18 protein-coding genes are annotated in these 23,206 nt (G+C 69.2%); 12 read left to right on the top strand and 6 right to left on the bottom strand.

Features of this window, described 5'->3' with window-relative positions; translation table 11 throughout:
* Positions 1-315 precede the first annotated feature (315 nt).
* Positions 316-1,200: a sugar phosphate isomerase/epimerase family protein gene (locus G6O54_RS28035; protein WP_165230922.1), complete on the bottom strand. Its 885-nt coding sequence runs from the start codon at positions 1,198-1,200 to the stop codon at positions 316-318.
* A 217-nt stretch (positions 1,201-1,417) separates the two neighbouring features.
* Between G6O54_RS28035 and G6O54_RS28030 the strand changes: the two genes are divergently transcribed.
* From G6O54_RS28030 to G6O54_RS28020, 3 genes are all read left to right on the top strand, one after another.
* A complete protein-coding gene (locus G6O54_RS28030; RefSeq protein WP_165230919.1) occupies positions 1,418-2,020 on the top strand; it encodes an FHA domain-containing protein in 603 nt (200 codons plus the stop codon).
* 198 nt (positions 2,021-2,218) lie between these two features.
* Positions 2,219-2,884, top strand: coding sequence for a hypothetical protein (locus G6O54_RS28025; protein ID WP_165230916.1), 666 nt, complete (start codon positions 2,219-2,221; stop codon positions 2,882-2,884).
* Between the two features lie 118 nt (positions 2,885-3,002).
* Positions 3,003-3,632 carry a hypothetical protein gene (locus tag G6O54_RS28020; RefSeq protein WP_165230913.1) on the top strand — a complete coding sequence of 210 codons (630 nt, stop codon included), beginning with the start codon at positions 3,003-3,005 and terminating at the stop codon, positions 3,630-3,632.
* Here G6O54_RS28020 and G6O54_RS38945 read toward each other — a convergent pair.
* Entirely contained in the window at positions 3,576-3,863 is a 288-nt protein-coding gene (locus tag G6O54_RS38945; protein ID WP_369432160.1) for a DUF4258 domain-containing protein, read from the bottom strand. The two genes, G6O54_RS28020 and G6O54_RS38945, sit on opposite strands and share 57 nt — an antisense overlap.
* Before the next feature lie 135 nt (positions 3,864-3,998).
* Positions 3,999-5,840: a glutamine--fructose-6-phosphate transaminase (isomerizing) gene (glmS, locus tag G6O54_RS28015; RefSeq protein WP_165230910.1), complete on the bottom strand. Its 1,842-nt coding sequence runs from the start codon at positions 5,838-5,840 to the stop codon at positions 3,999-4,001.
* Between the two features lie 170 nt (positions 5,841-6,010).
* Between glmS and G6O54_RS28010 the strand changes: the two genes are divergently transcribed.
* The 9 genes from G6O54_RS28010 to G6O54_RS27970 all read left to right on the top strand — a co-directional run bounded on the left by G6O54_RS28010 (position 6,011) and on the right by G6O54_RS27970 (position 17,423).
* Positions 6,011-6,868, top strand: coding sequence for a hypothetical protein (locus G6O54_RS28010; protein ID WP_165230907.1), 858 nt, complete (start codon positions 6,011-6,013; stop codon positions 6,866-6,868).
* The gene (locus tag G6O54_RS28005) at positions 6,865-7,632 is read left to right on the top strand and encodes an ABC transporter ATP-binding protein (RefSeq protein WP_165230904.1); all 768 of its coding nucleotides are present in this window, start codon (positions 6,865-6,867) and stop codon (positions 7,630-7,632) included. Before G6O54_RS28010 ends, G6O54_RS28005 begins: the two co-directional genes overlap by 4 nt.
* Position 7,633: 1 nt before the next feature.
* Positions 7,634-9,382 carry a putative ABC transporter permease subunit gene (locus tag G6O54_RS28000; RefSeq protein WP_250847129.1) on the top strand — a complete coding sequence of 583 codons (1,749 nt, stop codon included), beginning with the start codon at positions 7,634-7,636 and terminating at the stop codon, positions 9,380-9,382.
* A 136-nt stretch (positions 9,383-9,518) separates the two neighbouring features.
* Positions 9,519-10,997, top strand: coding sequence for a PDZ domain-containing protein (locus G6O54_RS27995; protein ID WP_165230901.1), 1,479 nt, complete (start codon positions 9,519-9,521; stop codon positions 10,995-10,997).
* An 80-nt stretch (positions 10,998-11,077) separates the two neighbouring features.
* Entirely contained in the window at positions 11,078-11,557 is a 480-nt protein-coding gene (locus G6O54_RS27990; protein ID WP_165230898.1) for a HugZ family pyridoxamine 5'-phosphate oxidase, read from the top strand.
* Positions 11,558-11,726: 169 nt separating this feature from the next.
* Positions 11,727-13,499, top strand: coding sequence for a proline--tRNA ligase (locus tag G6O54_RS27985; protein WP_165230895.1), 1,773 nt, complete (start codon positions 11,727-11,729; stop codon positions 13,497-13,499).
* On the top strand, positions 13,496-13,759 hold the full coding sequence (locus G6O54_RS27980) for a hypothetical protein (RefSeq protein WP_165230893.1): 264 nt from the start codon (positions 13,496-13,498) through the stop codon (positions 13,757-13,759). The genes G6O54_RS27985 and G6O54_RS27980 overlap by 4 nt, the downstream gene beginning before the upstream one ends.
* A gap of 81 nt (positions 13,760-13,840) precedes the next feature.
* Positions 13,841-14,944 carry an MraY family glycosyltransferase gene (locus G6O54_RS27975; RefSeq protein ID WP_165230890.1) on the top strand — a complete coding sequence of 368 codons (1,104 nt, stop codon included), beginning with the start codon at positions 13,841-13,843 and terminating at the stop codon, positions 14,942-14,944.
* A gap of 16 nt (positions 14,945-14,960) precedes the next feature.
* A complete protein-coding gene (locus G6O54_RS27970; protein WP_165230887.1) occupies positions 14,961-17,423 on the top strand; it encodes an O-antigen ligase family protein in 2,463 nt (820 codons plus the stop codon).
* A gap of 5 nt (positions 17,424-17,428) precedes the next feature.
* On the opposite strand, the gene G6O54_RS27965 is transcribed toward G6O54_RS27970, so the two are convergent.
* The 3 genes from G6O54_RS27965 to G6O54_RS27955 form a co-directional block, all read right to left on the bottom strand.
* Positions 17,429-21,226 carry a CRTAC1 family protein gene (locus tag G6O54_RS27965; protein ID WP_165230884.1) on the bottom strand — a complete coding sequence of 1,266 codons (3,798 nt, stop codon included), beginning with the start codon at positions 21,224-21,226 and terminating at the stop codon, positions 17,429-17,431.
* Positions 21,227-21,312: 86 nt separating this feature from the next.
* Positions 21,313-22,254, bottom strand: a complete 942-nt coding sequence (locus G6O54_RS27960) for a nitrilase-related carbon-nitrogen hydrolase (RefSeq protein ID WP_165230881.1) — start codon at positions 22,252-22,254, stop codon at positions 21,313-21,315.
* A 4-nt stretch (positions 22,255-22,258) separates the two neighbouring features.
* Positions 22,259-23,128: a tetratricopeptide repeat protein gene (locus G6O54_RS27955; RefSeq protein ID WP_205679067.1), complete on the bottom strand. Its 870-nt coding sequence runs from the start codon at positions 23,126-23,128 to the stop codon at positions 22,259-22,261.
* Positions 23,129-23,206: the final 78 nt, after the last annotated feature.

Below are 23,206 nucleotides of genomic sequence, written 5' to 3'. Positions count from 1 at the left end.
CCCTGGCCGGCACAAAGCACCCCCTCCAACTCCCCCTTCGTAAGGGGGAGAGCCGGATTTCGCGTCCCCGAGCGTGGGGGGATTCAGGAGGCCGTTCGATATCCGTGAGCTTGATCAACTTCCTTGCCGGGGTAATAACGCCTCGGCAACCCGGAGGATTCGGGCTGGAGGGCAGACGGTCTCGTCTGCCCCCGATGCCGCACCCGGCGGCGAGAGGGAGATTCGGGGGGACGGGGATCCTCGCCCGTCCTTCATCCAGCCCGAGGATTGAGGTCCGACGAACCACGAGCGCCGGGTCGCTCGCGTGGGCGGGGATCAGGCGGTGGCCAGGGTGGCCGCGCTCTTCTTCAGGGCCGCCAGGCACGCCTTGATGTCCTCGACCGGATCCTCGGGCTTCTCCTCGTATTCGAGGGCCAGGTTGAAGGCGTACTTGCGATCGGCCAGGGCCTTGAGGAGGGCGTCGGTGCGGAGGTCGCCCCGGCCCAGGATCGTGAACGTCTCGGCGTCCTTGACGTCCTTCAGGTGGACGCCGTAGATCCGATCGCCGAAGACCTCCACCGCGCGGACCGGATCTTCCTTCGATCGGAGGAAGTGGCCGGTGTCGATGCAGCAGCCGATCTTCGGGCTGTGGTCCTTGATCGCCTTGGCGATCGTGTCGATGAGGGCGAAGCGATGCCCCGGGCCGTGGTTGTGGATTCCGACGGGGATGTTGTACTCGTCCACCAGCTTGTCCACGAGCGCGAAGCCGTCGGGATCCGGGTCGGCGGAGATGTAGCTGATCCCCAGGGCCCTGGCGAACTCGAAGATCTTGCGGTCGGCCGCCTCGTCCTTGCCCAGGGGGACCACGCCGTAGCCGCCGAGGTGGATGCCGGCCGCCTCGAACTCCGACTTCATGGTCTTGATGACCGTCTCGTCCTGGGTCAGGGGGACATGGGCGGGGAAGGCCTCCCAGTGGTGCAGCCCGAGCTCCCGGGTGACCGCCAGGGCCTTGGCCCGATCGGCCTTCCCGCCGGTCTCGTACCCTCGCAGCGAGTAGCTCTGGAGGCCGACCTTGAACGGCCCGTAGTCGGCATCCCCCTCGCGGCGAGGGGCCGCCATCAGGCGGGATGTCCCGACGGCAAACACTCCCGAGGCGGCGGCCGCGGCCCCGGCTCCCAGCACCTGGCGACGGGTCCATCCCCGTTGATTTCCGGACGGCATGTCGTGTCTCCTTGTTGCCTGGATCTCGAGCAACCTCGAACGCCGTCAGGCTAACCCAGCGGAGGGGCCCGATCCAGGGACTGCCGGGCTCGCGGCGGCCGCGCTCCTCGATTCCGCCTCGGTTCTTGAGCGGCCCGAACGGGTTCTGATAGGATCGACCCGGTCGAATCGCGTCGTGGATGGGGGTCGAGAGTCGCCCGCGAGCGAGGAGTCGAGCATGCCGCAAGAGCCCAATCTGCTGGGGACCATGATGCCGGTGGGCGGGGGGGATCCGATCCCGCTCAAGAAGCCCGAGCTCCTCATCGGTCGGAGGCCGGGATGCGACATCCGCCTCGATTTCGAGAACGTCTCGGGCAAGCACTGCACCTTGCTGCTGGTCAACGGGGTCTGGACCGTCCGCGACATGGGCTCGACCAACGGCACGAGCGTCAACGGCGCGAGGCTGAACAGCTCCCACGCCCTGATGCCCGAGGATGAGCTCGCGATCGCCGATCACCTCTTCACCATCGACTACGTGCCGAGCGGCCCGGAGGCCTTCATCGCCACGCACAAGGTGCTGGATGAGGATGTCCAGGAGGACCGCAAGCGTCATTCGCTCATGGAGCTGGCCGGGCTCGACACCGACGGCGTCGCCGCGGTCCGGGCGCCGCGCCCCAAGAAGGCCCCCACGCTCATCGAGCGGGCATCCGCGGACGAGGCCGAATTCGACGACGTCGTGCCGGAGCATTTCAAGGCCCCCGCCAAGCCCAAGGTCAGGAAGAAGGAAGAGGAGGACGACTTCCTCAAGCTGATCGAGGAAGAAGTCAAGAAGCCCGAATGATGCGGCGGCTTTTCCTCGGGCGGCGCGCGAAAGCTCGGACGCCCCTGGGTCGGCTGTCGCCTAGTTCGATATCGCGCCTTCGATGGCTCGTCCCGTATCTCGACCGCGGGGAAGGCGGTCCCGGCTCGTGCGGCCTGGACCTCCCCCGGCGCGGGACGGAGCTCGGGCTCGCACCTGGGGATCGACGAGATGACAACCTTGAGCAAGACACTCGTGGCGTTCGGCCTGGTCGCCTTCCTGGCCGTCCCGGCGATGGCCCAGCCGCCCGGCGGCGGCCGCGGCTTCGGCTTCGGGGGCCCCGGCGGCGGCGGCCTGGGCATGCTCCTCTCCAACAAGAGCGTGCAGGAGGAGCTGAAGCTCGCCGGCGACCAGGTCGAGAAGGTCAAGGAACTGGCCGACAAGACCCGCGAGAAGATCGAGAAGGCGACCGAGGGCCTGGAGGGCCAGGAGCGGTTCGCCAAGGTGCGAGAGATTTCCAAGGAGCTGGAGGACGACGCCAAGGCCGCGATCAAGGACGTCCTGAAGCCCGAGCAGATCACCCGCCTGCACCAGATCCGCAATCAGACCCTCGGGTACCTGGCCTTCGCCAATGAGGAAGTCGCCAAGAAGCTCGAGCTGACCGACGCCCAGAAGGACGAAGTCAAGTCGATCTCGGAGGAAGCCGGCTCGAAGATGCGCGAGATCTTCCAGGAGTCGCAGGGCGATCGCCAGGCCGCGCGGACCAAGATCAACGAGCTCCGCAAGGAGACGCTCGCCAAGGTCGAGGCCAAGCTGACCGACGCCCAGAAGGCAACCTGGAAGGAGCTGACCGGCGCCCCGTTCGAGCTCAAGATGGAAGGCCGCCCGGGCGGCCCGGGCCGCTGAGGCCGGCCGCCTTCGGTTCGCGAGTTCTTCGCCATATCACCTGGGGCGGTCGGGAATTCTCTTCCCGGTCGCCCCGCTTCATTTCCTCGGCGATCCCTCAAGGCGTCACGGTTTGAGCGTGGAGACTGACGAATCGACGGCGTCAGTCGGGGCGGCTCTCGTTGTCGAGGAACTCGACAAAGTGCAGCACCCAGGCCCGAATTCGCGCGGTTCGGACATCGGCGTTGCGGCGCTGCTCCTCCTCGGCCATGCCGCCGATGTAAAACGGATGCCATCGGAATTCGGGCCGGGAGGCTTCTCTCAACCTTTGGGCGACGTCGCCACGGATCTTGCTCGGGACCGATCCCCGGAGGACAGGGATAATCTCGGGATAGACCTTCTCGACGGCGGCGAATTCTTCGAAGACCTTGTTTTAGAAGCCGTTGGGGCACGACACGAGAAGGTCCACGGAGGTCGAACAGAACCCCTAAGCGATCAGTTCATAGACCTGGCCATGCTGCTCGAGCCACGCCGCATCGCCTCGTTCGGCGTGTTCTGCGGCTTCTCGGATCAACTGGACGGTCTCGGATTCGTAGCAAGGCTCGCTCGGGTCGTCGATCGGGATGACCATCTCGAGGTCGAGCGCCACGACATAGCGACCGCCGCGCACCAGACGCGTGACCTTGACACGCTCGCCAGGGATTCGCATTGTTCACCTCCGATCAAAGAAGTGGACCGTCACCAGCTTCGCGACGCCCGATTGCGGTAGGATGGACCAGACGGCCTTGAACTCTGTGCCGTCGGGCAGGGTTTCGCGGACTTCGACTGCGGGATTGGGAGTCGCCTCCGGTCGCTCGACGATCAGGATTCCATCCTCAAGCCCCGCGACAGCCTGCCATTCGAGAATGCCTCGCTCCTCGAGTCGTTCCGCGGCGTGGCTGCCAACAAGATACTTGCCGTCATCGACAAGCTCGCGGAGAAGGTCGAAGAGTTGGCCCATTGGTTAGGCACTCGTATCATTCGAGAACCAGTCTGTATGTACAGGGGTCATCCTAACTTGGAAGGCGGAAACTCGGCAACAGGATCGCCACCGCCAGTGCCTTGAAGGATCGTAGCTCATCCCCCTGCCCCACCCTCATTCCACCGTCACGCTCTTGGCCAAGTTCCGGGGCTTGTCGATGTCGCAGCCGCGGCGGCGGGCGACGTGGTAGGCCAGGAGCTGCAAGGGGACGACGGCCAGCAGCGGTTGGATGACCTCGGGCGCCTCGGGGATCGGCAGGAAGACGTCCGAGAGCGCGGCGAGGGCCTCGTCGCCGGCCGTCCCCACGCTGACGATCACCCCGTGGCGGGCCTTGACCTCCTCCACATTGCTCAGCGTCTTGGCATGCAGGGAGCCCTTCGGGGCGACGAAGACGCACGGGGTCTCGCGATCGACGAGCGCGATCGGGCCGTGCTTCATCTCCGCCGTCGGATAGCCCTCGGCGTGGAGGTAGCTGATCTCCTTGAGCTTGAGGGCCCCTTCCAGGGCAACGGGGAAGTGGATATCGCGGCCCAGGTAGAGGGCGTTCCTCGCCTCGGTCATCAGGGCCGCGGCCTCGTCGATCCGGGGCTCGGTCCGCAGCACCTCGCCGATCAGGTCCGGGACCGACTGGATCGCCTCCAGGATCGCGGTGCCGTCCGCGAAGGAGAGGTGACGGAGCCTGGCGAGGTGGAGCGCCAGCATCGTCAGGACGGCGACCTGGGCGGAGAACGCCTTGGTGCTGGCCACGCCGACCTCGGGGCCGGCGTGGAGGTAGATGCCGCCGTCGGCCTCGCGGGCGATCGTGCTCCCCACCGTGTTGACGATCGCCAGCGTGGGATGGCCCCGCCGACGCGCCTCGCGGAGCGCCCCCAGGGTGTCGGCGGTCTCGCCGGACTGGCTCAGGACGAAGACGAGCGTGCGATCGTCGAGCGGGGCGTTGCGATAGCGGAACTCGCTGGCGTACTCGACCTCGACGGGCAGGTCGGCCAGCCGCTCAATGAGGTACTCGCCGACGAGCGCGGCGTGCCAGCTCGTGCCGCAGGCCGCGAAGACGATCCGGCGCACCCGGCGGAGCTGCCGGGCCGTGAGGTTCAGGCCGCCGAAGTGCGCGGTTGCCTCCGACCGGACGAGCCGGCCGCGGCAGGCGTCGGTCACGGTCTCCGGCTGCTCGCGGATCTCCTTGAGCATGTAGTGGGCATGTCCGCCGAGCTCGACGGCGTCCGGCTTCCAGTCGATGCGGTCGATCCGCGGCGTGATCGGCCCCTTTTCCAGATGTTGGATCTGGAAATCCAGCGGCGTCAGGCGGACGACCTCGCCGTCCTGGAGGTAGGCGACGCGCGCGGTGTGCGGTGCGATCGCCACGGCGTCGCTCGCCAGGAGGTGCTCGTCGTCCCCCACGCCCACCACCAGCGGGCTGCCGAAGCGGGCGCCGACGACCACGTCCGGATGGCCGGCGCAGACGACACCCAGGCCGTAGGTCCCCTCCAGCCGCGGCAGGGCCCGGCGGACGGCCAGGAACGGCTCGTCGACCGTCTCGAGCTCCCGGGCCACCAGGTGGGCGATCACCTCGGTGTCGGTCTGGCTCTGGAATTGGAAGCCCTCGGACTCGAGCTCCTTTCGCAGCGCGGCGTAATTCTCGATCACTCCGTTGTGGACCAGCGCGACGGTCATCCTGCCCCCCCGGCCGCCGAGGTGGGGATGGGCGTTGCGATCGGTCGCCGGCCCGTGGGTCGCCCAGCGGGTATGGCTGATCCCGCATCGGGCTCGCATCGGCCTCTCGTCGAGCAGCTCCTCGAGCGAGCGGACCCTCCCGGCTCGCTTACGGATCTCGATCCGGCCGTCGTCCACGCCCGCCAGTCCGGCGCTGTCGTAGCCGCGATATTCGAGGCGTCGCAGGCCCGACACCAGGATCGGGGAGGCCTCGTGTTGACCCGTGTAACCGACGATCCCGCACATGTTGGCTCCCTCCGCTCCGACGGGCCGAATCGCTTCCCTGGCTCGTGCCCAGAGTAGCCGAAGCAGTTCGCCCTCGTACAGTCCCCGGAGAAGCGACATGGGGCCATTGCCACCCCGCACCGGCATCGCCTAGCATATCCGTTGCAGGTCATCGCTCGGGGAGGCTCTCGATGCCGTCGCGGTTGCTGTCGTTGCTGCTCCTGGTCTACTGGTGCGTGGCGGCGTTCTGCCTCCTGACCTGGGAGATCCTCCCGGAGCTGAGCCTGGGTTATCCGCCTGACCTGAGGGCGATCGCGGCGGCGAGCGGGGACGACCGGCCGGTGCGCTGGAAGATCGGCGCGGTGGACGACCCGAAGACGCCGGAGCAGTATCGGACGGTGGGCAAGGCGGTGACCTCGTCGCGGCGGCTCCAGGACGGCTGGTTCGAGCTCGAGAGCCAGGTGGAGATCGATGCGGGGAACGTCATGAAGGCGACCCCGTTCGGAGGACGTGCCAACTTCCGGGTCGAGGTCCTCAGCACCTACCGGGTCGATCCCTCGGGGAACCTCAAGTCGTTCGACATCAAGGTGAATCCGAAGGACATCCGCGAGGATCTGTTCACGGTGACCGGGCGATTGAAGGGGGAGGAAATGGAGGTCGTCGCCAAGGGCCCGGTTCCCGTGCTCAACCAGACGCTGCACTTCCCCTACGAGCCCCGGAGCGTGGTCCAGGACGCCCTCGGCCCGCTCGATCGGCTGCCGGGATTGCACGTCGGCCAGCGGTGGGATTCTCGGGTGCTCAACCCGTTCTCCGGGCAGGTCGAGTCGCTCCGGGTGGAGGTCCAGAAGCGGACGCTCATCCACTGGGGCGGAGGGCCGGTCACGGTATTCGAGGTCACCCAACGGACCGGCTCGATGACCGCCAGGACCTGGGTGCGGACCGACGGCGTGATCGTCCGCCAGGAGGTCCCCTTCCCTCTCGTCCGCCTGGTCCTGGAGCGCGAGCCGGACGAGACCGATTCGGCCCAGGCCGGGGGGAAGCCGCGATGATCGAGCTGTCCGGCGTCACCAAACTGTTCGGGACCAAGCGGGCCGTGGACGGCCTGGACCTGACCGTCCGTCCCGGCGAGCTGTATGCCTTCCTGGGGCCCAACGGGGCGGGCAAGACCACGACGATCAAGATGATCTGCGGGCTCCTCAAGCCGACCGCCGGCACGGTGCGGGTGGGCGGCCACCCGGCCTCGTCGCCGGAGGCCCGCGGCCTGCTCGGCTACGTCCCGGACCAGCCGTTCCTCTACGACAAACTGACGGGGCGTGAGTTCCTCCGGTTCGTCGTCGAGATGTACGGGATCGGCCGGGCCGAGGCGAGCCGGCGGATCGGCGAGCTGATCGAGACCTTCGAGATGGGGGATTTCGTCGACGAGCTCTGCGAGAACTACTCGCAGGGGATGAAGCAGCGGGTGGTCTTCGCCTCGGCCCTAGTGCATTCCCCCCGGGTCCTGGTGGTGGATGAGCCCCTCGTCGGCCTCGACCCCAGGAGCGCCCGGATCGTCAAGAACATGTTCGTGTCCCAGGCGCGGGGAGGCGCGGCGGTCCTGATGTCGATCCACCTGCTGGCGATCGCGGAGGAGCTGGCGGACACGATCGGGATCGTGGACCACGGCCGGATGCTCACGGTCGGCACGCTCAGGGAGCTCCGCGAACGGGCCCAGCACGACGGGTCGCTCGAGGACCTCTTCCTGAAGCTGACCGGCAACGACGGCCTGGCGCCGGTCCCTCAGGGCGGCAATCCCGCCGGTATCCGGGAGTCCTGAGATGAGCCTGGCGATCCCCGACCCGATGTCGCTCCACGAGGCTCGCTCCGGCGACCCTGATTCCGCCCTGAGGCATCTCCGCGGCTGGCAGCTCCGCAACATCCTGCGCGGCCTCGCGCACGGGTCGCGGCTCAGGATCGGGATGATCCTCCTCTGCTCCGCCATCTTCTGGGCCGGCCTCTTCGGGCTATTCCTGGGGGGCTTCGAGTTCATCGGGATGTACGTGGACCTGGTGAACACGATCATCGAGTACCTCTTCAGCCTCTTCTTCCTGTCGCTGCTGGTGATGCTCCTGTTCTCCAACGGGATCATCGTCTACACGGCCCTCTTCCATTCCCGGGAGGCGGCCTACCTGCTGACCACGCCGGCCTCCGCCGACCGGGTCTTCGCGTACAAGTTCGTGGAGGCGATCGCGTTCTCGAGCTGGGCCTTCTTCCTGCTTGGGAGTCCGCTCCTGGTGGCCTACGGGCTGACGGTGAAGGCGCCCGCGGGCTTCTACCTGATGTTCATCCCGTTCCTCCTCTCGTTCGTGCTGATCCCGGGGAGCCTCGGGGCCGTGGCGGCGATCGTGGTGGCGAACGTCTTCCCGCGGCGGCAGAAGACGATCCTCACGATGGCGGCCGGCGGCCTCATCGCCGTCGCCGGCTGGCAGGCATACCGCGTCTGGCACACGAGCAGCACGCCGCTCTCCCCGGACTGGCTGGGCGTCGTGTTGAACCGCCTGGCCTTCTGCCAGAACCCGCTGCTGCCGAGCCGCTGGATGTCCGCCGGCCTGCTCGCCTCGGCGCGGGGAGAATGGGGCCGGGCCGGCTACGAGCTGATGTATCTCTCCGCGAACGCGGGGCTCGGATACCTGATCGCGGCGGTCGTGGCGCGGGACCTCTACCGGAGGGGCTACAGCCGGGTGCAGGGGGGGCGGTCGTCCCGGCGGAGGCGCGACCTCGGGTTCCTCGACGCGATCCTCCACCGGACCTTCTTCTTCCTGCCCCGGCCGATCCGGCTGCTGATCCTCAAGGACCTGCGGACGTTCCTCCGCGACCCGGCCCAGTGGTCGCAGTTCCTGATCTTCTTCGGGCTGCTGGCGTTCTACTTCCTCAACATCCCGCGACTGGGATACGCCGTGCAGACGCCGTACTGGAGGAACCTCGTCAGCTTCCTCAACCTCTCGGTCACCGCGCTGATCCTCTCCACGTTCACGAGCCGGTTCATCTTCCCGCTGCTCTCGCTGGAGGGGCGAAACTTCTGGGTGCTGGGGCTGTTGCCGCTCCGGCGGGCGGAGATCCTCTGGGGCAAGTTCGTCTTCTCGGCGAGCATCTCGCTGCCGGCGACCGAGCTCCTGATCGTCCTCAGCGACCTGATGCTGCGGATCACCCCGTGGATGATCGTGCTCCACGTCGGGATGATCGCCGTCCTCTGCCTGGGGCTCTCGGGTATCAGCGTGGGCCTGGGGGCACGGCTGCCGAACCTTCGCGAGTCCGACCCATCGCGGATCGCGGCGGGCTTCGGCGGGACGCTCAACCTGCTGGTGAGCCTGGTCTTCATCTTCGCGATCGTCACGTCCCTCGCCCTGCCCTGCCACCTCTACTACGCCGGCCAGGAGCGGCCGGACACGACCTCGTTCGTCCTCTCCCACGCGGGACTCAGGCGCTGGCTGACCGTCGCCATCGCGGGGAGCCTAGTCGTGGGGCTGATCGGGACGGTGGTCCCGCTCAGGATCGGCATCCGCGCCTTCCAGCGGATGGAGTTCTGATCGGATCAATCGGACTCTCCGGCCTTTGCGGGCTGGAACGCCCACCGGGCGAGGCATAGTATCTACTTGACACATCCCCGACGGCCGGAATCGCCGTGCCGTCGCGTGACCATCCATTCCCGTTGAGGATCCAGGCATGAGAGAGACGACTGGGGGCCTCCTTACGAGGCTCGCGCTGGGCGCGACGATCGCGCTCGCGATGGCCACGACGGCCCGATCGCAGCAGGTCCAGACCAAGGAAGGCGCTTCCATCGTCGTCGAAGGGGCCGTCCGCGAGGTCTTCCGCAGCTCGCGGCAGTCGCGGGTCGACTACATCGTCCTGCTCGAGGTCGCCCGGGCGGAGTATGGCCGCAACCCGGCCGACAAGCGGCGGGTGCTCGCCCCCGCGCCTGGCGATCAGGTCTACGTCCACCTCTACCAGACCATCGGCAATCAGGGGGGCGGCTACAACGCCATCCCGGAGGAGCGGAGCACCATCCGCGCCTACCTCTATCCGCGGTCGGAGGCCGGCTGGGTGGGGGCCTTCCCGGACTGGTACGACCAGGTCGGCCCGGCCACGGCCGGCCGGGGCCAGAATGACCCCGAGCCCCCTGCCCCGACGACCGCCCCCGTGCCCACTCCGTCGCCGGCCCCAGCGCCAACCACCACCACGACCGCCGACCCGACGAAGGGCGGGATCCTCCAGCAGTTGGGCATCCGGGCGGAGCAGGTCAAGGTGAGTGGCCGGCTGGTCCTGAAGATCCTCGACGTCCTCCCCGAAAGCCCGGCCGGCCGGGCGGGCTTCGAGAAGGGCGACGCGATCATCGGCGTGAACGGGGGATTCATCACGGACCTGGACCATCTGGCCTCGGCGATCGCCAAGGGGGGCGACACCGCGACCCTCACGGCCCTGAACGTCCGCAACGGTCAGACGACGCCCGTGAAGGTGGACGTCAGCGAGATCATCGCCGCCAACGCCGCGGCGCCGAAGGCCGAGCCGAGCCCCGAGCCGACCCCGTCCGCTCCCGCCCGCAAGACGCTGGGCGTGAAGACCCAGCAGGTCCGCGCCGGCATCTTCGCCACGGCCCTCCGCGTGACCGAGGTGGCCGAAGGGAGCCCCGCCGCCAAGGCCGGCATCGAGCCGGGCGACGTGATCGTCTCGGCCGACGGCGAGAAGACCCCGGATTCGGCCCATCTCGAGGCCGCCGTCCAGAAAAGCGGCCCGGTCCTGACGCTCAACGTCCTGGACACGCGGACCCGCCGCGAAGTCCCCGTCAAGGTGGAGCTGGAAGCGACGGCCGCCGCACCGCAGCCCGCTCCCGCCCCGACCGGCAATCCGGCCCCTCAGCCGGCTCCGGCGGGGGGTGGCACCTCCTTGCGGTCCGTCGGACTGGTGGTCGAGGCCGGTACGGCCGACCTGCTGCCGGTCGTCAAGGTCGTCCAGGTCGTCCCGGGCAGCCCGGCGGAGAAGTCCGGCATCGAGCCCGGCGATTCGATCGTGGGGGTCAACGACAAGGTCGTCTTCGCGCCCGACCTCCTCGATCAGGCCCTCCGGTCCGTCGGCAACTCGTTCGTCCTCAATGTCATGGACGTGAAGACCGGCAAGAAGACGCCGGTGAAGGTCAACATCCCGTGAGCCTGTCGCCCGCCGATCGCGCCGCGTCGGTGCGATCGGCGGGCGGGCCATCACCCTCTCGCGTTCGATCCGAGACCGCCATGGACCATCAAGCTCGCGAGGCCCTTGCTCATCTCGTCCGATCCCAGCGCGTGGCCTCCCTGGGGACGCTCTTCCAGGGCGTGCCGCTCGTGACGATGGTGCCGTACTCCCCCACCCCGGCGCCGACGACCTTCGACATCCACGTCAGCCGGCTGGCCCAGCACACCCAGGGCCTCCTCGCCTCCTCGCGGGTCGGACTCCTCATCGCCGAGCCCGACCGGGAGACCCGCAATCCCCAGGCGATCCCGCGGCTCTCGCTCCAGGGAGAGGCCGTCATCCTCTCGCCGGGAGACTCCGGGTACCGGGAAGCCCGGGCGGCCTACCTGGGGAAGTTCCCGAGCGCCGCGATGAACTTCGACCTGGGCGACTTCCTCCTCGTTCGGATCACGCCCGAGTCCTCGCGGTTCGTGGCCGGCTTCGGCCGGATCTTCGATCTCGCGGCGGACGATCTCGATTCGATCTGGGACCCCCGGGAATAACCCGCCTGAAAGATCCCCGCGGCCGTCGCGACGGATCGCGGGTCGAACCTCCCTGCTCCGGAGTCGGTCGATCTGGTAGACTGCGCGTCCCCTGGCCGGCGAGGCCGCCGGCCCGAGGATCCGCCAGAAGCCTGTCTCCGGTCCGATTGATAGCGGGGAGGATTGATCCGTGCGCTGGTCGAATGCCCTGATACCGACGCTCAAGGAGACTCCGGCGGACGCCGTGGCTCCCAGCCATGTCCTCCTGGTCCGGGCGGGCATGATCCGCCAGCTTGGCGCGGGGACGTACACGTATCTCCCCCTGGGCCTGCGGGTCATCCACAAGGCCGCGCAGATCGTCCGCGAGGAGATGGACGCCGCCGGGGCGATCGAGCTCTTGATGCCCGCGCTCCAGCCGATCGAGCTCTGGAAGGAGTCCGGCCGGTTCGAGACGTTCGGCGACCTGCTGATGAAGCTGACCATCAGCGGCGGGCAGTCGATGTGCCTGGGCCCGACGCACGAGGAGGTCATCACCGACCTGGTCCGCGACCTGCTGAACTCCTACAAGCAGTTGCCGATCACGCTCTACCAGATCCAGACCAAGTTCCGCGACGAGCCCCGACCGCGGTTCGGCATCGTCCGGACCCGCGAGTTCCTGATGAAGGATGCCTACAGCTTCGACGCCGACGTCGCCCAGCTCAACAAGAGCTACGACGCCATGTACGAGGCCTATTGCCGGGTCTTCGACCGCTGCGGCCTGCCCTACGTCATCGTCGAGGCCGAGAGCGGCCCGATCGGCGGCGACGCGTCCCACGAGTTCATGGTCCCCTGCTCCACCGGCGAGGACCGCGTGATCCAGTGCCCGAAGTGCGGCTACGCCGCGAACCAGGAACGCGCCGAGATCGGCGCCGCGGAGGCCTCCGCGACTCAGGACCATTCGGCTCCCGCCTACGAGAAGGTGGAGACGCCGAACAAGCGGACGATCCGCGAGGTCTGCGAGTTCCTCAAGGTGGAGGAATCCGGCTCCGCCAAGCTGCTCGTCTTCCTGGGCGACGGCAAGCCCGTGGCCGCCCTGATCCGCGGCGACCACGAGGCCAACGAGCCCAAGGTCCGCCGCGCGTTCGGCGTCTCCACGCTCGTGCCGGCCGACGCCGAGACCATCCAGAAGGCGACCGGCGCCCCGATGGGGTTCCTCGGCCCGGTGAACATCAAGATCCCGATGATCATCGACCGGGCGGTGGCCGCGATGCCGACCGTCGTGGTCGGCGGCAACGAGGCCGACGTGCACCTGAAGGGGGTCGTCCCCGGGCGGGATTTCCCGCTCCAGAAGGTCCACGACCTCCGCAACGCCGACGCCGGCGACCCGTGCCCGCGCTGCGGGGCCGGCATGGAGAACCGCGCCGGGCTCGAGATCGGCCACGTCTTCAAGCTCGGGACGAAGTACTCCAAGGCCATGGGCGCGACCTACCTGGACGAGAAGGGCGCCGAGGTCCCGCTGATCATGGGTTGCTACGGCATCGGCATCAACCGGATCATGGCGGCGGCCGTCGAGGCGAGCCACGACGCCAACGGCATCGTCTGGCCGACGGCGATCGCGCCGTACACGGTCGTGATCGCCCCGCTCCAGGTCACCAGCGAGGCCGTCATGCAGGCCACCTCGGAGCTGGAGCGGGCGCTCGAGGCCGCCGGGGTGGACGTCCTGGTGGACGACCGCGACCTCCGCCCGGGGGTCAAGTTCAAGGACGTGGACCTGATCGGCGTGCCGCTGCGGGTGGTGATCGGCGACCGCGGGGTGAAGGAAGGTTCGATCGAGATCAAGTGGCGGAGCGAGTCGGCCTCGCGGAATATCCCGCTCGCCAATGCGGCGGAGGGCGTCCTCGCCGAGCTGAAGGACGCCCGGTCCCGCCACGACGCTGCGTGCCGGGAGCGGATCGCCGCCAGGGCCGGGGCGAAGCCCTCATGAAGACGACCGCGCCGCTCCCCTGGCTGCCGTACCTGCTCCTGATCGGGATGACGGTCGTCTCGTTCGCCGGCCCGTTCGCCATCCTGCTGGCGGTCCGAGGCGGGGAGAGTGCGAACTGGCCGCCGGATCGCCCCGTGGAATGGGTCGTGATCGGGGCGGTCCTCGCGCTCTTCCTGGCCTTCTTCACCGCGTGCGTGAGCATCCGGGCCTGGTATCGGCCGGTCTCCGGGAACATTCCGGCGGAACGGCCGAGCGACTGACGGGACGCATCCTTCGGCCTCGATCGAGTGGCATCCGCGACGACGCGACTGAGAGGCTCGGCCCGACCGGCCGCGAACCCGATGGCGAATCAAACGGGGACACTGGTGGCGGCCGGGCTTGGGCTTGTCGTCATGGCGTTCGTGCTCTCGTGGCTCTTCGGGCATCTCGCCCGCCGATACGCCCTGCGGCTCGGCTTCCTCGACCGGCCGGGGGGGCACAAGGGGCACAAGGCTCCGGTGCCGCTGGGCGGGGGCGTGGCGATCTGGCTCTCGATCATGCTGACCCTCGGCGTGTGCGGGCTCTGCACATTCGCCGCCCGCGATGCCCTGCCCTCCGCCCTGGCGAGGCATGCCGGGGGGGCCCTGGCCACGTCGTGGGAGCTGCTCCGGATCCTCGCGCTGGCGACGGTCATCATGATCATGGGCCTGATCGACGACCGGGTGAACCTGAAGTGGCCGATTCGGCTCGGGATCCAGATCCTCTGCGCCACGCTCCTGGTCGCCTCCGGAATCCGCGTGACGCTCTTCTGGCCGTTCACCCATCCGATCCTCGGCGGCGCGGTCACCGTCCTCTGGATCGTCGGCCTGACGAACTCGTTCAACATGCTCGACAACATGGACGGCCTGGCCGCCAGCGTCGGGCTGATCGCCGCGTTGCTCTTCGGTGCGGCCCAGGCGGCGGTCGGCAGCCTGTTCGCCCCGGCCGTGCTGCTGATCGTGGTCGGCGCGCTCGGAGGCTTCCTGGTCCACAATCTGGCCCCGGCGAGGCTCTACATGGGGGACGCCGGGAGCAACTTCCTCGGCTTCCTGCTGGGGGCGATGACCGTCGTCGGCACCTACCACATCTCGGGCTTCGACTCGCCGTTCAGCGTGCTCGCCCCCCTGCTGGTGATGGCGGTGCCGCTCTACGACACGACGTCCGTCATCCTGATCCGGCTCCACGAGGGTCGGAGTCCCTTCGAGGGCGACCAGAGGCACCTCTCGCATCGCCTCGTGGACCGAGGCTTGACGCGGCCGCAGGCGGTCTGGACCATTGACCTGATCACCCTGGCCTGCGGACTCGGGGCCCTGCTGCTCCATCGCCTGGACGGCCAGGGGGCGTGCGTGGTCGTCGCCCAGACGGCCTGCCTGCTCGGCGTCGTGGCGATCCTGGAAGTGGCCCAGGGCCGGACGGACCCTGGCTGATTCGAAAGGAACCCAGATGCCTCGGCGCGGACCGAATCCGTCCGGCTCACGTCAGCCCAGCGTGCCCTCCGGCGGGCGCCCATCCGGCGAGGCGACTCGACGGGGCCCGATCGCCGGCACGCACGACGACACCACATCGGCCGAGGTCCTTGGCGAGCGGCTCCGCCGCGGGGCGCTCGGCCTGTTCGTCGCGCTCGCCTCCTGCCGGGCCTACTGGCCGAGCGAGCCGGACCTGAGTCGAGGAGCCGGAGCCGGTCTCGCCTGGGTCCTGGCGATGCTCGTGGCCGTCGGGCTGGCGATCGCGGCGACCCTCATCGGCGGGCGATTCCGCTACCGCTGGTCCCTCGTCGATGCCGCGGTGGTGGCCCTCGCGGCGCTCGTGGGGCTGAGCGCGTCGCGCGGGCTCGATCACCGGCCCGCGATCAACATGGCCTGGGAATGGGGCGGCGTGGCGATGGCCTATCTGCTCGCTCGCAACCTGCCGCGGTCCGCCGGAGAAACGAGGGCGATCCTCGGCGTGCTCGTGGTCTCGGCCGTCGCGGTCTCCGCCTACGGGCTCTACCAAACGGCCGTGGAGATGCCCGCACTCCGCAGGGCCTACCAGAAGGACCGGGCGCCGTACCTTCGTGAGGCGAACGTCTCCGAGAACGATCCCCGGGCGGTCGAGGCCTTCGAGAATCGCCTCCTCGGCTCGAACGAGGTCTTCTCGACGTTCGGACTGGCGAACTCGCTCGCCGGCTACCTGATCGGGCCGGTCGCCCTGTCGCTGGCGATGGTCCTGGCGAACCTGCTCGATCGCAAGTCAGTCGGCTCGCGATGGTCGGCCCTGGGGATGGCCGCGATCCCGGTGCTGGGCCTGCTGATCTGCCTGATGCTCACCAAGAGCCGCAGCGCCTGGATCGGCACGGCCGCGGCGGTCGCCGTGCTGGCCTGGGGAATCCGCGGACGCGTGCCCGGCCGGCGACTTGTGGGTGCCTGCGTCGCCGGTGTCTTGGTCCTGGCGGGCCTCTTCGCGTTCGGGCTGGCGACCGCGCGCCTCGACATCCAGGTCCTGACGCAGTCGAGCCTCTCGATGCGCTATCGGACCGAGTACTGGCGCGGGACCTGGGGCGTGATCACCGAGGGGGCGTCGTCGATCGGCCGGGCCCTGGCCGCTCCGACGTTCTGGTCGGGCGTCGGCCCGGCCAACTTCGGGCACAGCTACCTCCTCCACAAGTTGCCGTGGTCCAGCGAAGAGATCCAGGATCCCCACAACCTGTTCCTGGAAGCCTGGGCGACGGCCGGCGTATGGGCGCTGCTCGCGCTGGTCGTGGCGCTCGGCCTCGGCCTCTGGAATCTGCTCCGCCCGGCTCGCCAAGACGGACCCGTTTCACGGGAAACCCCGGCCGATTCGGCGATCGCGACGACGAAGGCGATGGCCGCGGGAGGACGAGGCGGATCGCCGTCGTCCCAGGCGTGGATCGCATGGGCCGGCGCGGGGGGATTGCTCGCGGTCTTCCTGGTGGGCCATTTCAACCTCTTCCTGAGCGACATGCTGGCTCGATGGCTGGTCCTCCTGGCCGCGTGGCTCCTCGCCGCCTGGTCGGTCCGACTGCTTTGGGGTCGCACCCCCCTGCCCGCCTTCGCGTGCGGCGCGGCGGTCCTGGGGATGGTGGTCAACCTGCTGGCCGCCGGCGGGATCGGATTCGCGAGCGTCTCGCTCCAGCTCTGGCTCTTCCTGGCACTCGGGCTCAACCTCCGCGAGGACCTGGGCTGCGGCAGGTTGAGGGAAGCCGAGACCCGGATACCGGGCCTGGCGCTGGCGCTCGGCTGGTCGGCCCTCGTCGGCATCTTCGCCGGCGCGGTGCTCCCGTACTGGCGGTCCGAGGCGGCCGTCGCCGCGGCCGATGACGCCCTCGCCCGCATGCCGCCGCAGCTCGAGCGGGCCGAGGCCGCGTATGAGTCCGCCAGGCTCGCGGACATGTACAGCCCTCGCCCGTGGCTGGGAGATGCCTATCTCCAGTTCCTCATCTGGAAATCGCGAGGCGGTCGGCCCGAGGATCAGCGCTGGCGGAAGGTCCCGGCCCTGCTCCTCAAGGCGGCCACGCCCCCGAGGAACCCGGCGAACTGGTCCCTCCACCACGAGCGCGCCAGGACGACGAGGGATCTGCTCGGCATGGTCGGCGGCAGCCTGTCACCGCGCGAGATCATCGTCCTGGAGGGGAGCATCGTCGAGGCCCTGCGAACGGCCTCTCGTCTCTACCCGACCAACCCGGTGCTCCACGCGGAGCTCGCCCAGGCCAGCGCCACGATCCAGATGTTCCAGGACGCGGCGGACGAGGCGAAGGAGGCCCTGCGGCTCGACGAGATCCTGACGGTCCAGCCCGGCAAGCAGCTCCCCGCGGCCCTCCGCAACGACCTGAAGTCCAGGCTCGCGGAATGGGAGAAGAAGGCCGCGGAGCTTCCGATCGGAACGACGCCCGGACCTTCCGCCCCCTGAATACCTCACCGCCCCGCGTCTCCTCCCGCAGGCCGAGTCTGATAGTCGCGGAGATAGCTCTCGAAGGCCGGGGATGAAGACCGCCTGACATCGCCCGCGAACGGAAACGCGGGCATCCCCTTCCACGGCAGCGGCTCGACGGAATCGCTCCCCGCGGTGAACGGATCGGCGTCCTTGCAGTAGCCATAGGTGCGCAGGACGTACGACCGCGACCAGCCCGCGGGCAGCGGCGGCAACCCGTCGGCGGGGAACTCGAGCCGGGCCTCATCCCCCGGGCCGATCACGCACAGCAGGTCGTCGTCGGCCCGCAGCAGCGGCACGACGTCACCATGCCGCGTCAGCTTGCCGGAGAGCCGCGCCAGGGGCGCGGGGTCGACATACTGATAGTCGTAGAGCAGGGGCAACCGGCCGTGCGGAGAGACCTCGCGGGTGTATCCCCGGTGGGAGAGATCCGCGCGAGCAACCTCCAGCGGCGTGACGCGCAGGGCCTTCTCGGCATCACGATCCCGCACGGCGATGAAGGCCTGATCGTAGTAGCATTCCATGTTGGTCCGGATCCGAAGCACGCAGTCGGGGCCCGAGAGCTTGCCCCTCAGGTCGAGCGTGGTCATCCGCGGAAGGCCGGCCGGGTAGCCGGCGTCCGGCTCGATCGTCTCCCAGGTCCCGTCGGCGCGTCGCTTCTCGACGGTCGGTGGCATCAGGCTCACGCCGGCGGTCGCCGCGGCGTAGTTGGTCTGCGAGTAGGGATACTCGACCCAGCCCGCCAGGCAGAGGACCAGTGAGTCGGCGGGGCCGAAGCCGGCGAGCCGGTCGCCGAACTCGAGGATGATCCCGTGCTCCTCGGCGTAGCCGACCCAGCCATCAAGCTTGCGGAACGAATCCGCGGTGGAGCGGTCGAAGTGGCTCAGGGTCGCGGTGAGATCCCGACCGGCCAGGTCCGTCGCCAGGACGGGTTCGATCGACCGCCGCCAGGCGATGACCTCGCCGGACGGACGTTTTCCGGTCGGCGCGAATCGCTCGTCGAGTGCGGTGGAGACGCCGGGGGGCCGGTCGACGACGTCGAGGCGGACGTGATCGACGTAGGCGATCTCGTCCATGGGCTCGGTAATCGAGAGTCGGAAGCTCCCCTGCTCCGCCTGAAGCTGCGAGGACTCGATGGCCACCGACTCGTCGCGATCCGGCTGGCCGTACACTCCAGGAGCGACGAGGTAGCCGAGCCCGCCGCCGCCGAGGAAGTCGCCGAGGCAGACGAACCGCTCGCCGTTCCACGTGAAAAGGACCGGGCAGGATCCGGTCTTGCGATTGTTCTCGCCGATCGCGCGCTTCTGGTCGGCGGCGACGTTCAGCTCGCATTGCATCACGCCGTCGGGCCATCGGAGGTGGAGCAGCTCGGCGGCATCCCGCTTGCCGATCCCGAGCACGACGGGGCCGATCGACTGGGCGAGCCCGGTGTCCGGCGTCGTGTGCTCATGGGCGACGTGGACCCCCTGCCCCTCGACGAGGATGCGCGTGCCGAGCCCGTGGGAGTTGGTCCGCATCAGCTCCGGCTTCACCCGCCAGTGGCCGGCCAGATCGAGGGCCAGCCAGTGGTGTCCGTTTCCCATGTTGGCGGCGACCGCGGGGGGCTCTCCGTGGCGGGCGAGGATCAGGTCGGGCAGCGGATCGCCGGCCAGGTCCGCCAGCAGCAGGCCCGCGGCCCCGGGCGTCTCCTGGGCGACGGGCCACTCCATGTTCGTGAGGCGGTCCCCGTCGTTCCGCGCCCAGGCGGGCGAGGGCGCGTGGCCTGGCTTCTCCGGGCCGACAAACAGCCCGACCACATCCGGAAGGCCGTCGAGGTCGAGATCGGCGGTCGCCGCGGCGTTCCAGGACCGGGCGTTGGCGGCGAACTTCTCGAATCGGACAAGGGCGTCGCCCTGGGCCTTGCGCTCGGTCGAATTCCTCAGGCCATGGACCGGCCCGGCGGCGGAGATCGAAACGAGGTCCGAGCGTCCATCCTGATCGAGGTCGATCACGAGCAGCCCCGAGCCCGGCTCGTGCGTCGTGGGCCAATCGATCGGGGACTGGTGAAACCTGCCGAGCCGATCGTTCAGGAGTGCGACCGTCCCGCCGTCGTCCGCCGCGATGATGAGATCCAGGTCGCGGTCCCCATCCACGTCCAGCGCGGCGACGCCGGTATGGGGCGCGGAACCCGCGGCGAGCGCCGGCGCGTCCGGCCAGGGCGACAACGCCAGCTTGAGCCCCGACTTGACCCGCGACGTGTCCCAGGCGGTCGCGAGCGGAGCGTGAGCGGGCGGCGGGGTGCCGGGGATGGACTCCGGCGTGCCGTCATTTCGATACGCGAGGCAGGCCAGCCCCGGCGGGGACTTCTGCCCGGGCACGAGGGCCTTCTCCGCCTGGTCGGCCGCGCAGTGATTCACGACGAAGAGGTCGAGATCCCCGTCCTGATCGAGGTCGAGCCAGCGGGCCTGGAGGGCCAACGCCGGCGTCGCGGAGGGCTTCAGGAGGGCGCTCCGATCCTCGAACGCCTTGCCGTCAAGGTTCCGCAACAGGAGGTTCTTGCCGACCCCCGTGAGGAACAGGTCGACCCGGCGGTCGGCATCGAAGTCGGCCGCGGCGATGCCCAGGCTGGCCCGGTCCATCGGGAGCCCGAAGCGGGCCGTGGCATCCTCGAAGTTCCCCTCACCGCGGTTCAGCAGGAGGACGTCTCGAAGGCCCTTCGGCCCGACCACGGCGGCCGTCAGGTAAAGATCGGTCTTGCCGTCACCATCGGCGTCGAGCGCCGCCACCGCCGCCCCGAACCGGGCCCGGGCCCGGCCGATCACCGCGTCCTTGCCGCGGAAGTCCTCGGGCTTCGCCCACCGGTCGCCCTCCGCGAGCTTCACGGCCAGCGGCCGGGCGGGGTCGAATTTCGGCGGCACGGGAGTCGGCCGGTCACGGCGATCCGGCCGGGGCGGCCCGATCACGGTCGCGTACTTCCCCATCTCGCCGTAGACCTTGGCGGCCGAATTGCCCGGGCCCGGCACCGGCTGAGAGCGGTCCGGGTTGATCTGGCCCCACAGGTCCAGCAGGGCCTTCTGCCGGCCCGGCTCGCCGGCAAGCCGCGAGACGACCGAGAGCTTGTAGATGGCCGGGGTGAGATAGGGATCGAGCTCCAGGGCCTTCTTGTAGAAGACCGCCTGCTCCTTCGCGAGTGCCGGGCTCGCCGACGCCTGGGGATTCGCCGGGTCCGTGAGCGTGCTCGCGGCCCAGTACCAGGCCGCGGGATCCAGCGGGTCGATCTCGGTCACCCTGAGGAAGTGCCGGTGGGCCTCGAGGAGGCTCCCCTCCTGCTGCAGGATGATCCCCGAGCAGAAGTGCGCGTGGGGGTGATCGGGGACCCGATCCAGGACCTCCTTCAGCAGCTCCAGGGCCTCGTCGAAATTCCCCTTCGAGCCACCGCCCGGCGCCTTGGCGGCCTCAGCCTCCTCGCCCGACATGTTCAGGAGCGCGATGGCCAGGTTGATCGAGCCGGGGATCCAGCCCGGGACTCGCTGTCGAACCTCGCGAAACGCCTTCGCGGCCTTGGCGTACTCGTACTGCTCCATGAGTCCGGCGCCGAGGAAATTGGCCGCCAGGACGGCATCAAGCTCCGCGGGCGGGATCTCATCCCTGAGGGGGGCGACGGCGGGCTCTTCGTTCTTCGTGACCGGGGGGGGAGCACCCGGCTGAGAGTCCGTGCGGGAATGGCATCCCGGGCCCGAAGCGAAGAGGCAGCCGACGATCGAGAGCCAGAAACAACGAACCGGTCGCGGGAGAGGGCGCATCAAGGGCCTCGCACGGGGACGATGATCGAAGGGCGATGAGGCGAAGCCTCGGTCGGCCGGATCCCAGGACCGGAGCCCGCGAGGTTTCACGGGAAACGGCGAGTCGATCGATGGATCGGCCGGGCGTAGAGGCCAGTATAGGACTCGGTCCGGAGATGGGAAAGCAGATGATGGCCGCGCCGCCTGGCTCGCTCGGCCCGCAGCGACGCGAGGTCGATCGGGCCGACGACGATCTTCTCGCCGGGGCCGGGGTCCGCCTGGGAGAGGATCCGGCCGTCGTAGTCCACGATCATGCTCCCCCCGGGCCAGGAGAAGGGCGGATAGTTGGACGCGCTCGCCCCCTGGTTGGCGGCGACCACGAAGGCGAAGTTCTCCGCGGCCCGGGCCCGATTGAAGAGCGTCCACCAGTCCAGGGGCGGCGTCGCTCCCCACGGATCCATGTAGGCGGAGACGCGGATCAGGACCTCCGCCCCCGCCAGGGCGAGCGCCCGGATCGCCTCCGGGAAGAGCCAGTCGTAGCAGATCGCGGCACCGAGGCGTCCGATCTCGGTCTCCACCACCGGGAACAGGGGATCCTCGTAGCCGGGCAGGTCGTGGGGACTGGTGTGGACCTCCCAGGGGATCCACGGATTGACCTTCCGGTAGCGGCTCAGGAGCCCGTCGGGTCCGATCAGGCAGGTCGTGTTGAAGACGGCCCCGGGCCACCTGCGGTCGACTTCCAGGAAGGTCCCGGTCTGGATGTAGACCCCGCGCTCGCGGGCCTTGGCGGCGTAGCGGTCGGTCTGCTCGTTCGGGATCGGCACGGCGAGCTTCTCGGCGAGCTCCTCGACCGTCTCGTAGATGGGGGCGGCGTGGGCGAACTCCGGGAAGACCACGAGCCGGACGTCGAAGAAGGGCTCATAGCCGACGACGGCGCGATCCACCATCGTCAGGAGCTGGCCGACGCGCGCGGGGATTTCATCCCGATGGCGGGGGCACGGCAGGTCGGTCTGGCAGGCGGCGGCGTAGTAGCGTTCGATTCGGGGCATGGCCTCAGCGCTGGTTCGTGGCCTCGAGGAACGCCGCGAGGGCGATGTCCGGCTTGCGATGGGGGTCATGGAGCCGGGCGAAGACATCGGCCGCACGGGCCGTCCGACCGGAGAGGTAGCATTGCGCCCCGAGCACGAGCCACGCGTCCTGGTCGTCGGGATGGGCCTGGAGGTGCGACTCGAGCCGATTCAGGTGGCGGGCGAAATCCGCCGGCTCTCCGTAGAGGGACTGGATGTCCGGAGCGGCGAGGATCCAGCCGGGCTGGGCGATCTCGGCATCGCGCAGCCGGTGCGCCGCCTCCGTGTATCTCAGTCGGACGAGCGCGATCTGCGCCATTCGGAGCTGGATGGCGGCCGAGCTGGGGTCGAGCTTCTCGGCCTGCGCGTACCGCTCCTCGGCGCGCTTGAGGTTGTCGGCGCGAAAGTGCCGGTCCCCCAGGACCACGAGCTGGGCCGCGCGGGCCGAATCTCTCCTCGGGTTCGGACGGGCCGGCGGCCGGATCGGGTCCGCGGCCGGGGCGGGTGCCGGCGGGGCCGACGTCAGCGGACCGCGGCGGATGGAGACCGGGATGGGGTGCAGCATCGGGCTCGGCGTCACGATCGGCCCGGCCGGCGTGTAGAGCACGAACGGCGGCGTGTAGTAGCTCACCTCGCCATTGGGCCAGCCGACGGCATAATAGGGGATCCAGTAGCCTCGGTAGCCGCCGGCCGCGACGCCGGCGGCTCCGCCGGGCTTCGCCTCTCCGCTCGATTTCGCCTCGACCGGGGCAACCGTCCGCGGCACGTCCTCGCCGGCCCGGGCCGGGATCGGCCCGATCGCGGCAAGGATGACGAAACAGGCACCCGATCCGAGCTTCCGCCGGGGTACGTTCACGACCGGATCCTCCTCTCCGCGGCCCCTTGATCCTCCGCTGAATTATCGCGTCCCGATCGCCGCCCGTAAATGAGTGTT

Source organism: Aquisphaera insulae (assembly GCF_011064615.1).
GTDB lineage: Bacteria > Planctomycetota > Planctomycetia > Isosphaerales > Isosphaeraceae > Aquisphaera > Aquisphaera insulae.
This window is presented reverse-complemented; position numbering and strand designations above follow the sequence as displayed.